This window comes from Massilia eurypsychrophila, assembly GCF_002760655.1.
In the GTDB taxonomy this organism is placed as follows: domain Bacteria; phylum Pseudomonadota; class Gammaproteobacteria; order Burkholderiales; family Burkholderiaceae_D; genus JAFCUW01.
This window is the reverse complement of record NZ_PDOC01000040.1, coordinates 1-13610: the sequence shown is the minus strand read 5'-3', so window position 1 is coordinate 13610 and position 13610 is coordinate 1. Positions and strand designations below refer to the sequence as shown.

Below are 13610 nucleotides of genomic sequence, written 5' to 3'. Positions count from 1 at the left end.
CCTCGATGCGCAAGTCCGCCAGGCGCAGCTGCTGGTCGCGGCACCACCAGAGAAACCGGGACAGCTCGGTTTTTGTGCTTTTCAGCGTCGACGGCGCAAGCATGCCATGCAGCAGAAAGGCGCGGGCGAGCTCGGTGTCGGTCTCGGCAGCAACCAATGGCTGGCCAGCAGCACGCCGCGGCGCGACTGGCGCCGGCGCACGATCTAAATCAATCAGTTCAAAGTTGTGCATTGTATATTGGCTCACTGCTGCTATTCTCAAATCGATGCTCCCGACATCATCTCCGTTTCGTCTATCAGACCATACAACGGACCTCCGTGAAACATTCACGGAGGGTTTTTTACAACGTGCCGTTTGGCTAGAGCCCAATGGCGGCGCGGGTTTCAAGTCTCTTGCGTCGCCGGGTTTCGCCAATGTTCCACGGCGATCAGCGCGCTTACCTAAAAGTTCGGTCATCCCGCGGGGAATGTCCCCTGTGATTGCCACAAACGTGCTCGAGTATCGACTACAGGTTTAGGTAAAAACAGATTGCCCAGAATTCCAAATATTCTCTCCTTTTTACCTAACTGTGATGTCCAAATGTGGACGCATCTGCGCTTACCTAACTCTCGAGTCCAATTGGTTCGATGTGACCCCTAAAGAAATAAGCCATTCGTGTAGCCGGTGCCTTCCGGGCTCCCGACAAGCATCCGACTCAGCCGACGGCGCGTCGCGGCCATCGGCAGGACCTCACGGACCGCATGGCATCCCGGCTGCTTAAACAAGGCCAAAGTCTGGAAACCCTGCAATTGATGCTCGGACACGCTTCCAATTAAGACCCCCGCTGATCATGCGGCAGCGCTCAGCGAGATTGACGGTCTGATGTCCGCCGAACTGGGCACACCCGACGGCGATCGCCTCGACGTCCTGGCCACGCTAGTGGAAGCGTATGACTCAAAGCATTTTCCCATGGAAATGCCCAATCCGATTGATGCGATCAAGTTCAGGATGGAGCAGAAAGGCCTGACGCCGAAAGACCTGCAACCTATGATTGGTCGCTTGAACCGAGTCTACGAGATTTTAAGCGGTACTCGTCCGCTGACGCTTGCGATGATCTGGCGCTTGCATGACGGACTGGGAATCCCGGCCGAGTGCCTCATCAAGCAACCTGCGGCCCTGGCGCCGTAATGGACCGGAAAATATGAGCGAGACATTTGACAACGGCAATCCGACGCCGCCATCTACGGGCGACCGCTGGACACCGATTCGGGACGGCGAGGTTTTTTGCGCGCCTGCGTGCGGATACAAGTGCAAGCCCCGTGCGGGGCATCTGATAACGCAGATTCGCCAATATCGCACCAAGTTTCAATAAGATATACGAAGGGGGAAAGCAATGCGCCGCATATTCCCGTACTTGAAATAAGCTAATCCGGTATTTGGGTTTTTAAGTGCATTATCAATTACCATAGCCGTGCTAGGTCCGCCATCCAGACGTAAAGCATTCGGCATTTGCATTGTCAAGAAGAGCGGGCATAGCTCAGCAGCAGAAGTTGTTCCATCCGACGTTGACGAAATCATCATCATACGCCCGCCCGATGCGCCCACGGCAGACCAGCGATTTTCCGTCCCAGCGGTGGCGCAAACCCCATCTTTAACTACTGAGGTAGAAGAACTTATCATATTGGCATAATCGCCAATATATGGTGGCGGTAACGACTGGTATCCCATCCCAAAATTTATTCCGTATGGAGGACCTGAATATGTAATCGTCATTGCAAACTTGGGGCCATCGTACGTTGGATGGCCCTGGCCATTCCCCCCGCCAGCAACATTTGAACCCAGAGAGTACGATTGTGTTGAAATAAAAAAGCCATTTATCCGGCCGTGCTGATTCGCACTCGTCCCCTCATCCCCGGTCCATACGGTCCCGTTCACTTTGACGATAGAGTATCCGGCGCCCTCGGTAATTTGCTTTAGCATTACATAATCTTGAATCCACGGACTCGGCGCCGGATCAAGTACCGTGGGTATGCTGTATCTAATCCTCGAATCGTTGAGATTAGTGATGGCAATGTGCGCGTACGGAGGAATATTTTCGCACCAATTAATGTAAACTACACCATTACCTTGGGTCAACGCATTGTTTATTATCGTCTGATTTAGTGGATCTCCTAAAATAGAGGCACAGGAGCTAGTCGAAGTAGTAGCTAACGCGGAAGTCGATGACGCGGCAATTCCAGCACTGCCCCCGTCAAAGGATGAGCTGCTTTTAATTACGCCTGTTTTGAATATCGTTTTTCTGAACGACTGAGGTGCGTCACGTGTAATCGCGTTCGATTTGATTGAGTTGGTGCTAACACCTGACGGGCTGGGTGAAGGGGTCCGACCAACTTTTGATGCCGGCTCAAGCGCGCGTATAATAATCTGCGACTCTAGAATGGCGGGCTTTTTAAGCGTAACGTATGGATAGATATCTACCATAGGAAATTTATCACCTGTATCGTGAACGTTAACACTAAATATTTGTGGAGCGGACAAAGCATCCTTCGGGATTGTCAAAGTTACCCCTAACGGTAGTGTTACCACAGCTTCTGAATACGGCGAATAGTAAACAGACGTCGACGTTTTTGCGATCATCACCGAAGATGACCGAGCTGGCTGAAATTTCGTCTGGTTACCGATACCCTGCTTAGACAAGATCAACATGACTTCCGCGCCATGGAATCCTTTTTCAAGTTTTAGCGCCGGCTCCAGTTTTATGGATCCTGTTACCACTGCGCCTCCGTTTACATCCGTAAAATAAATCTCATTAATTGTCGAGACTGGAATTTGGAAATCCGCGATCGGCTTGTTGGTTTTTCCGGAAGTGTCTTGAAGATTGAAGTACGTTGGGGTTTCTGGCCGATAGCACGCTATCGCCGAGCAAACAACAAGACTTCCCAGTCGCACGTTTTTTTCACCGATTGAAGATTCGGAGAAAACGCTAATTTTTAATCGCGCGACATTTTCAGGCAAGTTCATCCCAGCCGTATATGCTTGAACTGGTTCAGGGTAACTTGGCAACCGTTGTGCCCCATGTACTGGCGATATAAGTAAAAGAAATAATAATGGAAGTATCGAAATTTTCATTGGTATCCCGTATCGAATTGAGTTTCCACTCGGTGGAGCATTCAGACCGCACTTTTGCTATCAAATAGTAATTACGAAAACTCACGGTTTTTAGCCCGTTTGGGCGAACTAGAATCGCCTCACATTCTCGCACAGAAATCGGCCTAGTTTGCTTTTTTTGAAATGTTTCTTACTTTCTTCAGTCCGGACACCATTTTTGCGTCTGCTGGGTGACCAGACATTTCTGCAGAGGAGATGCAAGAAGCGCCCCAAGTACCATACTGGACCGTTGACCACGATACGTTCACCGTCGGGAACGATTTTCGGGGCAATCCACTTCATTTGGGTCAACTTACGCGGGACGATAGGGCACTTTAGGTCTTGGCAGAGAGCTTGGGCAACTAAAGCGAGCGGCCCCGCCTTTCGTGAGTTCGAATCTCACACCTTCGTTGTTGTTGTAACGGAATTCCAATTTTAGGCCTACAGCTTAGCTCGTAGGCCATTTTTTATGGTCAACGATATTCCGATTTCCTCGCACACGATGGCACCTGATTATGTTCACTCGTCAGAACTAAGGCGACCCTGCTGAGTCAAACCTTTCACGAGCCATATATGTCCCTACGATACTTCTACCTAAGCCCCGGGGACCTGCTGAACAAACTTGAACGAGAAGCTCGCCGAGTTGCTCATGCCGCCGCCAGCTCCGATAAACCAGCAATGTGCGACCACTTCTTCAACTTCTGCATAACCGCTCACTCGCTCCGTGACTGGATAATTAACCTGCAGATGGTAGAGAGGCAGTCGGTTCACGACCGATGCAATCAAGTGAGCGAATTGGCAGCTTGCCGCGATATCGCCAACGCAAGCAAGCACTTCGACTTGAAGGTAGACCGCAAGCCGATTGCGAAGGGTGCGGTGGTGAGCCAATCCAGCGTGGTTGATGTATTCCAAGATTCGAGCGGCAATTACCGCATGTCGGAACCGCGTGAGACCATCGACATCTCGTTGGTGATGGAAGGCCATACCCCCTCAAGAATCACGTCAGTTCACAAACGCTGTCATCGCGGCCTGGAAGACTATTTTAGAGGAGTTTGAGCTTCAATTTGAGTCCATCTATACAGACCGGCTCAATCGGCCTCATAGCTAGTTCCGCGTGAACTTAGTTCCGGCCGGCGAGCACACGCCGCTATACGTTCACAGGGATAGGCGGAACCCCCAGATCATCGGCGCGTGCCCCGGTGCCGCAGTCATGCCCAGCAAGTGGAATTTTTAATGCAGAAGAAGAGGCTTGTTTACTTCAACGGACGTAGGGAAAATAGGTGATGATTACGATAGAACGAAAGAAGAGCCTGTAAGGCGACTCGCTTTATCAGGTGTGGCCCGATAACCATTCAGGCTGTCTTCCTGAGCCACCGTGGCGTCCAATGGGAAGCTTCTGTGATGCCATCGCAGGTGCGATATTTTGTGATTTTTTGATTCATAACTCAAACGCTGAGACTTGCGAGTTCACGCAAGAGGAGTGGGGGCGCTTTTTCGAAGCCGAGTCGCTCGCTCGTGAGTTGGAGGACCAACTCCCCATCAACGACCTGCAAGTACCAAGCGCCAAAATTGGTTCGGGTCGCCCAACTTTATGACTCTCAGCCTACGGCCTGAACGTTCAAACTAGGCTGTGGGCCACGCAGTTCGGCCGCCTCCTCTAGCGCGCGGCGCTCCCGCGCACGAGCCTCCATAACGTCCGCCTTCGCTCCGGTCAATTCACGCGCCGCAGACTCCAGACGCGCATTGGCCGCCTCGATAGCACCACGCGCCGTCGCTAGTTCCTCGGCGTGACGACGCTTGCCATCCTGCTCAGCCTGGATCTGTGTTGTAAGTGCGGCTGTGCGTAGCTGTTCCGCAGCCAAACTTTCCTGCAGCGCGCTGAGTCGCCCGTTCGCACCGGCCAGCGCCGCTTCTAGGTTGCTCGCCTTGCCGCGGTACGAGTCGGCCGCAGTTCGGGCAGTACGAACCTCTTGGTCGCCGCGCTCGAACTGCTCTTTCCAATGACGTCCTTCGCCACGCGCCTGGTCGATCTGAAGCATCGCGTTCCGGCGTGCTCCGTCGAGCTCGGCGACCGCCGCCGCCTGCTCCGCGACCTTGCGCGCCAGCTCGGCCGTAAGCGCCTCGATGCGCTCGTCCTTTGCACCGAGCCGGGCCGTCAGCTGGACGATCTGCGCCTCGCGCTGAGCGATGCCGCCGTCCAGTCGCGCTATAGCAGCGTCGCGGGCGTCGATTTCCCTCGTTGCCAGTGCAAGGTGGTGGTGCAATGTCTCGGCCGCCTATTGCGCTTCTTGGACGGCGGCGGCAGCCTGCGCACGTTCTACTTCAAGCTGTGCACGGTCGGCCTCGAGTCGGTGGTCCGCCTGCTCGACGGCTCCGCGCCACACTTCGCGGAAGAGGGTGGCCATGCCATCGGGAACACCGCCGATGGCGGCGCTCCGCTTCAAAGCGAATAGACCTTTGTACCAGTCCATTATGTCTTTCTGCACGTCCCCGTCGCTTCCCTTCTTAAGACGGCCAAGTTTCATGGTCTCGTTGCGCACAAGCGGCACGCTGGGCTTCTTGTACTCGGCTGCGAGCGCGTCACACGCGATAAAGCTCGATGCAGAGCGTATTAAAGAAGCGCTCAACGATGGCGATGAACACGGGACCGACAGCACTTTACTGTTCGAGGTCGCACATGCCGTCCTCAACAGCGCTGGCGACCGCGCCGAGATACACGGAGTCGAAGTCGATGAGGTTACGATTGATCCATCGTATCCGAACCAAGTGCACATCGAATTCACGACATCATGGAGTCTCTACGTCGGGTGCCGCGACATGAACTCGGCAGGTGAAGAACCCGAATCCGAAACCGCAACTTATACCGCTGACGGAAACTTGGTTTTCGTGGTCCCCGCACTGCGCCGACCTGCTAACCATTGCTGAGACTCTCGGAAAGTATAAAAATACCAAGGGAAATACATGGACGACACCGACAGAGCGCAGCCTTCGGGTACACAGGCGATATTGATGAAAACATACGGCATTACGATGCATGGACGCCAGTACTCATTCGGAGAGCATCGCTACGACAAGTTAGAGGACGCGATTAACTATGCTAAGCGCCAGCGCGGGGGCGCCACAATACACCGGCCCACCGTCACCGTCCACAGCGGGCACGCTTGCACCGTGCTCGGAGGCAGCGGCTGGCCAGCCAGGACTGGGCGACCTTATGTTTTAAGGTTTCCGAGGATCAACTGCACCTGACATCGAAGGACACAAGCCAGAACCTCAGTATCAGTATCGACGAAGTTGTTGCGATCGAGATTAGCGGTCCAGGCACAACATCGAGCAACGCCGGCGTAACCGGCGGCGGGTTTGGCTTGGAGGGCGCGGCTCTCGGCCTCGTGGCCGCGTCGCTGATAAATGCTGTAACCAGCCGCACCGCCACCAATACCTTTCTACGACTGGCGACACTGAGAGCCGAGGTATATTTGCATTTTACTGACATCGAACCGTTTGCACTGCGCATGTACCTGTCGGCGGCGGTCGTGCAGGTGGATGCGCTGCGCCACCAAATCGCACCGCGTGGGGTTGGTCTAAGTGACGAAATCGCAGCGCTGAAGGTGCTGTTGGATGAGGGAACGTTGACCGCCGAGGAGTTCCAGCCTGGGAAGGCCAAGTTGCTAGGCGCATCCGCGTGAACACTGGGCATTAGGGCGACCGTGCACGGCAAAGCTGCGTGGCAATGAAACGCAGGGTTTGCCGATTCAGACGCTGGTCGGAACTAACCCTGAATTGTTTTGCTAAAGTGGAGCTTAAACATTCCCACGATGGAAAAGTCAAGGCAATCCGGTGATTTTTTCACGACTCTATTTTTTCACGACACGCAAATTTTCCGCGAACTCACGCATGACCAACAGAAGCAAGTTCGCCATCGACGAGTCTTCGCCGGTGAAGCTCAGGCATTCATTGACGAATTCGATTCGTATCGCGCGCTTGGTCAGCGTCTTCACCAACGCACGCAGATCGTTAAGCAATAACGATTGTCACCGTATCCTGACGGCAGCCAATACCTGTCGGTGCCGTCGGCGATCGGCTTCCTTGCGGTGGTCGGCGTCGCGATCTTGAATGGGATTGTGCTCGTCACATTCTGAACGAGCAGCGCGAACAAAGTCTGTCGGTGCGCGAGGCGGTTCGACAAGGCGCAGCGTTGCGGCTTCGCCCCGTACTCATGACCGCGTCGAATTTCGGGCTGCGCTGCTGCAGGCGCCGATTGGTTGGCGCCTGCATCGCGCGCAAGCCATCAGGGAAAATCTATTTGCTGACGTCCTGGTGTTCCTTTCATTTGCGATTACGACCGAGTGGTGCCCCAGACTCCGTCCGCGTAAGGCTAATACTGAACGCCAGGGTTTGGTTGAGGTTCCTAATGCGCCGGGGCCGTCATGTGCCTTTCGGGTACTATGGATGGGCACGTGCTTCGCGTTGAAAGGGCGCTCTCTTCAACTGTTGCCGTCGAGGCGCTGGCGGATGCCGATCTCCTGACGCAGACGCAGAGGCTGCAGAGTCTGATATCGTTGACGAATATTGTTGTACACCCCTGGGGTGTTTTCGACACTCAGCGTAACGACCATTGCGTAGGGCAGCGGCGGCAGGTCCTTATTATTGGTGCTTTGGCCTTCCTCACGTGCACCATAGGTGATATCGAACAGCGGGTCATCCAACGTGCCAACATTGAAGTCATGCTCGTGCTTGAGGGTTGTCTCCCACTTCTGTTCATGCGTCCTCGCCTGCAGCTCAGAGGTGTACATTTTCCCTGCCGAGAAGAATGCCATCGTCTTTGTCAGCCGTCCTTTGGGACGCAAGGTTACGGTAAGGCCGGCCCTCGTGTAATTGACAGCATGTTCGGGGTCCGTCTGACTGGCAAACGAGAGCGTGGCGCGCAACTTGATGCGACCGTTAGGCACCAGCGTCGGAAACGGTATTGAGGCGCGCAAGTTCTGGCCTGCCGTGAGTACGCCCTGATAGATCACGCGCACTTCGTTGTCGCCACAGGTAATCACTTCCTCGACGCTTTGCGGAAACCGCCCGTGCCCGACTTCACTCATTGGCATCGTCTTTGGCCGGCTAGCATGGTGGCTAAGCAGCGCGCGCACCGCCAGCATCTGGATGTCGGAACTCAAGCTCGCGCGAATGCCGATGCCAGTTCGCAGCAAGGCAGGTGAACCAAAGCTCGTGCCTGTTGTCTCGGAAATCTCATGGCTGAGCGGGTTGTATAGCGTGAACTGCTCTGTGTCGCTTCCGCCAAAAGCAAGGCCATCCGGCTTGACCAAGCCAGGGCTGCGGCCCGGTCCATACGAACTGTAGGACGCGCGTTTCCAGTCCGCCGATCGGGAATCACATGCCCCGACAGCAATTGCATTGACCATGTCGGAAGGCGGCTGAATCCGGCACTCGGGCCACGGTTTTTCACCATCGTTACCAACGGCGATGGTGGCAAGCGTCTGTCCGTCCGCGAGGTACCGGTCGATCAGTGCGGTCCACGGGTGCACTTCGTCGTCGTCGACCGGCATGTTGGGGCCAAGGCTGAAATTCAAGGCATCGAACTTCTGGCTCGACAGCGCAGATTCGATGTTGTGCAGGACGTCATACAGGTCGACATCGACGATGCCGCCGGCGGCAAGCATTCCTGGGGAAATAACACGGTAGTGCTGTACGTTGGCGTACGGACGGGGAAAGACAATTGCGTCGCGGTCCAGCGGGCCGAAAAGCAGGGCGCTGGTTACACCGTTGCCGTGCTTGAGAAAGCTCGGCGACGTCGATTCGGTGCCTGGAATGATGGTTTCGGAGACCCATTTCTCCATGCCTGTATGTCCGATGCCCCCGTCGAAGACCCCAACCTTTAACGTAGGGTCGACGGCGTCTTCCAAAGGCAATGCCGGGATTATGATGCCGGGTACGGCCCGCATGCTGCGGCCACCAACGCGCAAGGCCGGCATTGTGCGCACGACCCGAACGAAGGCAAATTCGGCGACATCGCCGATCTTCTCGCGGTCAATGGCAACAGGTAGAAAGGTCAGACCAGCAACTGACAGCGCCCGCTTCGATTGCGCTTCACCGCCAAGGGACGCGACGTAGCTGGAAAACGCGTTGATGATGTCTGCGTCATCTTTTGATGCGTGAAGTGCGACTTCGATCAGCACCGTCGCGGGCGCATCCGGCCGAATGAAGAGTTTGTCTTGCGCGGAAAACGGTGCAACCAGTTCGAAGCGGCGCAATGCCTCTTGATAGGTAATCACTTGGGACGTTCGGAGTTGCTGGTAGAGCTTCATCACGGCCACTTCGCTTCCCGCCACGAACAGCTGCGCTGTATAGGTTGGCTTGGGTTCACCCTTTGTTGTCACCTTGCGTGGTGTGACGATGGAGGACTTGCTGCCGACGCAGCGCAACCCGCTTGCCGCCAGGACGCTGTTTGGGTGGAAGCTTTTGGCAAGAAAGGTCGGGTGCAGTGTCATTTTGATCACCGACTCGCCCCGTGCCTTGGCGTTGGCCGGCTGCGCGTGTACGGCCGCGATGACCGCATCAAATTGAGCGCCAAGCGAGAGACGTTGCTCTTCGATGGAGTAAGGGTAAGCCTTGTCAGAACCGCCCCGAGGAATATCCTGCGGCCTGGTCAGGGTCTCGCCGTAGCCCAAAATGATGTTCGTCTCCGCCATCCTAATCTCCTAAGTATTGCTTGATGATTTTTCCGACTGTCGGGTGCGACTTTCCAAACCGCGCCCCCACCTCTCGCAAGGAATGCCCGTCCAGGTACATGAGCAGCATTTCCCCTTCAACAGGTTTTGCCATATCGCCTCTGCTAAGTCGCAAGCGAACCGAGAGGCGTACAAGCGCCTGGACGAAATCCACCTTGCCTAGCAGGGCGGCCTTGCGCGCTGCGTGAAGCAGTTGCTGTATCGCGCTGAAGGATTCGCCTTGAAGCAAGCGGGCGAGATTTTCACGCGCACCGTCGGTCATCGGCACGTCCGCCAGATAGCGGGCGATCAGCGCAGCGTCAGGCTTTTTAAAAGTCAGCACATGGTCGAATCGCCGCCACACTGCGGGATCCAACAGATCGCCATGATTGGTTGCAGCTATCAAGAGGGAATTGACGGGCCACTCATCGAGAGATTGCAGAAGGACATTGACGAGCCGTTTGAGCTCCCCGACGTCAGATTCGTCATCGCGGCGCTTGGCGATCGCATCAAATTCATCAAGTAAGAGGACGCATGGCGCTTGCGCGGCATGCTCAAATACAGCGCGAATATTGTTGCCGGTTTTCCCGAGGAAGCTGCTCATCACCGTCGCAAGATTCAGGGTCAACAGCGGTAAGTCGAGCTGTTGAGCAAGCCAATGCGCCGCCAATGTCTTGCCGACGCCGGGCGCCCCACAAAACAGCAACATCCGGGCAGGAGCAAGCCCTTCTTGTAAAAGCACCTCTGCACTGGCCCATTCCAGCAGAACATCGTCGAGCTCGCCCTTAATTTCTTCGGGCAATACAGGGAGCTGTGAAAGCACTACCGGATAGGTCCGCTCCACGAGCTCCATGCGTGAGTCAGCGTCCACGGGCGCGGCCACGAACTGGTCGTTGCCGCGCAGGATCGCTTGATTCGTTAAAAATCTGGATAGTTCTTTTGCGAGCTCCAGGTCGACCGTTTTCACCTTGGAAATGAATTTTCCAACCGATAACGCAAACGATCCGCGCGAGCCCGTCATTCCAGAACGAACCAGCTCGGTTAGCTCTTTTCTAAATTTTGTTTCCAATAGTTCCATTAATAATCAACAGGTTACGATGCATGGTAAAAATCTATACCATATTGTATTTTAGATTTACCATCCCCGGTGATGTTTTTGAGAAAATTTCTTCGTGAGGTCCTGGGCTGAACGCGCATGTCGCCCAAGGCTCTTCGGGCACCGGCACCCCAGCAGGCGCGATTCGTTCTCACCGCGCAATCAAAAGAAGTGACATTGAAAACGCAAATTAATGAACTTAAGCGATGACCTGGCGAAATTGGCGGCAGGGCACCCGTCGCTTCCTCGGTTCACTGCTGAGTCCCTTGCCATGGATTGACGGCAAAAGTGCGACTGCAGCGCGAATTAGATTGTGGGGTGGGGACTTCCGAAACGCTGCGCAGATGAGCACAAGCAGGCTCGTCATGGATGCGGGCGGATAGTAACGCAGCTCCCCATCGGCGCAGCCCTTCGCTTGGGGGCGCCGCTTTCAAAGCGCGGCGGTGCGTTCGTGGGAACGAGAAAAACTTGTTATTTTTTAGATATGAACTAGATTGTTGTGACGCACTCTAACGCGTGGGTGCTTTTGCACGCCCGTTTTTTCTGCAATGTACAGAGGAGAAGAAGATGAAGTGACGAAAACAAAAAGGGTTCACTGCGCCAACAGCGAACCCTTTCACAAACCTTTACCGCACAAAGATTATGCTCGCGCCAACGAGCATGGTCAAGTGATCTGTGCGCCCAAAATTATGGGCCTTGGCCGGCCGCAATATGATTGCATACGCCATGACCACGCAAACCACGCACTTACCGTTCCAGTCGGACATCTCGCGCCAGGTTGCCGTTTTCCCCGTCCTGAAAAGGCAGCGACAACATCAATCGAACATCTGGTTCTTCGACTCCCCAAAGAACAACGAGCGATTGACCATTGCGACCGACCTTGCCTTCATGCATTTGGTACTGCTGGAAGGCGATACGAGCGTCCTCAAATATGTTCCCGTCTCCAGTGCTGAAGTAGCGCATTTTGAGAGCCGGGAGCACCAGCCGAAGGTCGGCGCGCAGGTGTATCGCAGCGACGGCACAACCGAATGGTGGAATTTCAAGCGGCTGCAGCTCGCCAGTGGGCGCCCAAAGCGCGACCAAGTCATCGGCGACCCGGATATCGAAAGCGCAGCCCGCGCCAGCGGAGCGTCATATCACGTGAAGACGGACCAGGACCTCGCCGACAAAGAGATCTTGTTCGACAACTGGCTGACATTGTGCGCGGCGATCACGCGGTGCCGCACGGTGTTCCTTGGCCGTGAAGCAGATATCTTCGCGCAGCGGATGGCGCTGCAACGCGCAGTGACACTCGAGAACCTGCTGACGATCCCCGGGATCGATGTCGCCTGCATGCTTGCCGTCGTCGCACGGGCACTCCAGCGCGAGGCGATACGCGCGAATTTGAAGGCACAGATATTCGGGCGTGCCACACTGTTGTCGGCAGGCGAATCATGAGCCGCGGCGCACGGCGTTCACTCATTGCGCTCACCCATCGTGACTTGGCGCTGTGGCCGGCTCCGGACCTTGCCTCGCTCACCCGGCCGGAACAGGACGCTTTTTGCAACCGGCGTAACGCGGTCGAACTGTATGCGAATGGGACTGGCTTTGACGAGATCCGCGCGCGAACCGGAAAGACCAAATCCGAAGTTCATCGGCTCGTGAAGCGGTGTCTCCAATTGGCGCCGAACGGTTCGATTCAGGGATTTCGTGCATTGATACTGTTCACTCGAGTCTCCGGGTATGTGCGCGAGCAGGAAATTCGCCATGAGCTCGGTAGCGGCTCGGGCGGTTGCGCCGGAGCGCTCTCGCAGCTTCTTTCCCGGCTGCCGGAAGTCGCCGAGCTCTTGGATGATCTCTACTTCAAACGGTCCGCGCGCGACACCATGCATGAGGCGCGCATCTCCATCACGGCGATTCACGAGCGTTTCAAGACGGAGCTGCGAAAGCTGGGATTCACGAACGATCACTGGCCGTTCAATACGGGCAATTGCGGCTACAAAACGCTCTGAAAGTACTTCCACGATCGTTGCGAGACGCAGACACAACGGGCGGCGCTGTCGAGATCGGGCGCCGAGGCAGCGCGCAGGAGCACGGTAGGAAATGGCATGCGCCCGCTGTTGCAGTCAATTCGGCCGTACAGCGCGGTGCAACTAGATTTCCACAAGGTCGACTCGGCAACGGTCATCGTATTAAAAAATGATCACGGTGTTGAGTTTGAAGTTCCTCTGTCACGCTGGCACTTTGGTTTAATGGTCGAGGAAAAATTCGGTGCCGCGCTGGGGTTCTGCGTCGCCCTGGAACTGACGCCCAGCGGCGACAGCACCCTTGAGGTGGTCAGTAACGCCTTGTCGTCGCAACCCCACGATCTGGCAGATGTCATTGCGGCTTCCCCGGGAAACGTCCTGATCAACCAGCTCATGCCAGAACTTGCGTACCAGGGATTTAGCATATTGAAGGTCGACAACGGCTGGTCGAACGCCGCTCACGAGGTGGTCAACAACATCATATCCACTGTGGGGTGCGCGATTAACTTTGGCCCCACGCGAGCCTGGTGGCGGCGCAACCGGTTCTGTCGCATTAGCGAACATCGACGGGGTAATCGGGTAAGCTGCGGCGCCCGAACCCAGGACGACTCGACATGCTCAACTTCAAAGGGATGCGCTTTCCGATCGATGTGATCCTGGTCTGCATC

The 13610-nt window shown here is 55.5% G+C and carries 13 protein-coding genes and 1 pseudogene; 7 read left to right on the top strand and 7 right to left on the bottom strand.

The genetic code is table 11. The annotated features are described in order from the left end of the window. A pseudogene (locus CR105_RS26415) lies at positions 1-232 on the bottom strand (hypothetical protein); the annotation flags it as partial. Between the two features lie 630 nt (positions 233-862). On the opposite strand from CR105_RS26415, the gene CR105_RS26410 reads away from it, so the two are divergent. Further along, positions 863-1168 (top strand): helix-turn-helix domain-containing protein, encoded by a 306-nt coding sequence (locus CR105_RS26410; protein WP_307189660.1) that lies wholly within the window; start codon positions 863-865, stop codon positions 1166-1168. A 177-nt stretch (positions 1169-1345) separates the two neighbouring features. Here the strand turns inward: CR105_RS26410 and CR105_RS28075 are convergent, their stop codons facing one another. After that, positions 1346-3109 carry a phosphodiester glycosidase family protein gene (locus CR105_RS28075; protein WP_131021865.1) on the bottom strand — a complete coding sequence of 588 codons (1764 nt, stop codon included), beginning with the start codon at positions 3107-3109 and terminating at the stop codon, positions 1346-1348. Positions 3110-3700: 591 nt separating this feature from the next. Here CR105_RS28075 and CR105_RS26405 point away from each other — a divergent pair. Continuing rightward, on the top strand, positions 3701-4183 hold the full coding sequence (locus CR105_RS26405; RefSeq protein WP_131021866.1) for a hypothetical protein: 483 nt from the start codon (positions 3701-3703) through the stop codon (positions 4181-4183). A gap of 542 nt (positions 4184-4725) precedes the next feature. On the opposite strand, the gene CR105_RS26400 is transcribed toward CR105_RS26405, so the two are convergent. Next, on the bottom strand, positions 4726-5391 hold the full coding sequence (locus tag CR105_RS26400) for a coiled-coil domain-containing protein (protein ID WP_099793837.1): 666 nt from the start codon (positions 5389-5391) through the stop codon (positions 4726-4728). Positions 5392-5403: 12 nt separating this feature from the next. Continuing rightward, positions 5404-5667 (bottom strand): DNA-binding protein, encoded by a 264-nt coding sequence (locus CR105_RS28585; RefSeq protein ID WP_229414138.1) that lies wholly within the window; start codon positions 5665-5667, stop codon positions 5404-5406. Between CR105_RS28585 and CR105_RS28580 the strand changes: the two genes are divergently transcribed. Beyond that, positions 5651-6052 carry a hypothetical protein gene (locus CR105_RS28580; protein ID WP_180288319.1) on the top strand — a complete coding sequence of 134 codons (402 nt, stop codon included), beginning with the start codon at positions 5651-5653 and terminating at the stop codon, positions 6050-6052. The genes CR105_RS28585 and CR105_RS28580 overlap by 17 nt on opposite strands. A gap of 236 nt (positions 6053-6288) precedes the next feature. After that, positions 6289-6810 carry an SHOCT domain-containing protein gene (locus CR105_RS26390; protein WP_099793833.1) on the top strand — a complete coding sequence of 174 codons (522 nt, stop codon included), beginning with the start codon at positions 6289-6291 and terminating at the stop codon, positions 6808-6810. Positions 6811-6978: 168 nt separating this feature from the next. Here the strand turns inward: CR105_RS26390 and CR105_RS28575 are convergent, their stop codons facing one another. The 3 genes from CR105_RS28575 to CR105_RS26375 form a co-directional block, all read right to left on the bottom strand. Continuing rightward, positions 6979-7146: a hypothetical protein gene (locus CR105_RS28575; RefSeq protein ID WP_180288318.1), complete on the bottom strand. Its 168-nt coding sequence runs from the start codon at positions 7144-7146 to the stop codon at positions 6979-6981. A 462-nt stretch (positions 7147-7608) separates the two neighbouring features. After that, positions 7609-9822 carry a S8 family peptidase gene (locus tag CR105_RS26380; protein ID WP_099793831.1) on the bottom strand — a complete coding sequence of 738 codons (2214 nt, stop codon included), beginning with the start codon at positions 9820-9822 and terminating at the stop codon, positions 7609-7611. A 1-nt stretch (position 9823) separates the two neighbouring features. Beyond that, positions 9824-10918 carry an AAA family ATPase gene (locus tag CR105_RS26375; RefSeq protein ID WP_099793829.1) on the bottom strand — a complete coding sequence of 365 codons (1095 nt, stop codon included), beginning with the start codon at positions 10916-10918 and terminating at the stop codon, positions 9824-9826. Positions 10919-11662: 744 nt separating this feature from the next. On the opposite strand from CR105_RS26375, the gene CR105_RS26370 reads away from it, so the two are divergent. The 3 genes from CR105_RS26370 to CR105_RS26360 all read left to right on the top strand — a co-directional run bounded on the left by CR105_RS26370 (position 11663) and on the right by CR105_RS26360 (position 13596). Then, positions 11663-12373, top strand: coding sequence for a hypothetical protein (locus tag CR105_RS26370; RefSeq protein ID WP_131021867.1), 711 nt, complete (start codon positions 11663-11665; stop codon positions 12371-12373). Then, complete coding sequence (locus CR105_RS26365; protein WP_099793825.1) at positions 12370-12927, top strand: hypothetical protein; 558 nt, start codon at positions 12370-12372, stop codon at positions 12925-12927. Before CR105_RS26370 ends, CR105_RS26365 begins: the two co-directional genes overlap by 4 nt. A gap of 96 nt (positions 12928-13023) precedes the next feature. Then, on the top strand, positions 13024-13596 hold the full coding sequence (locus tag CR105_RS26360; protein WP_099793823.1) for a hypothetical protein: 573 nt from the start codon (positions 13024-13026) through the stop codon (positions 13594-13596). Positions 13597-13610 lie beyond the last annotated feature (14 nt).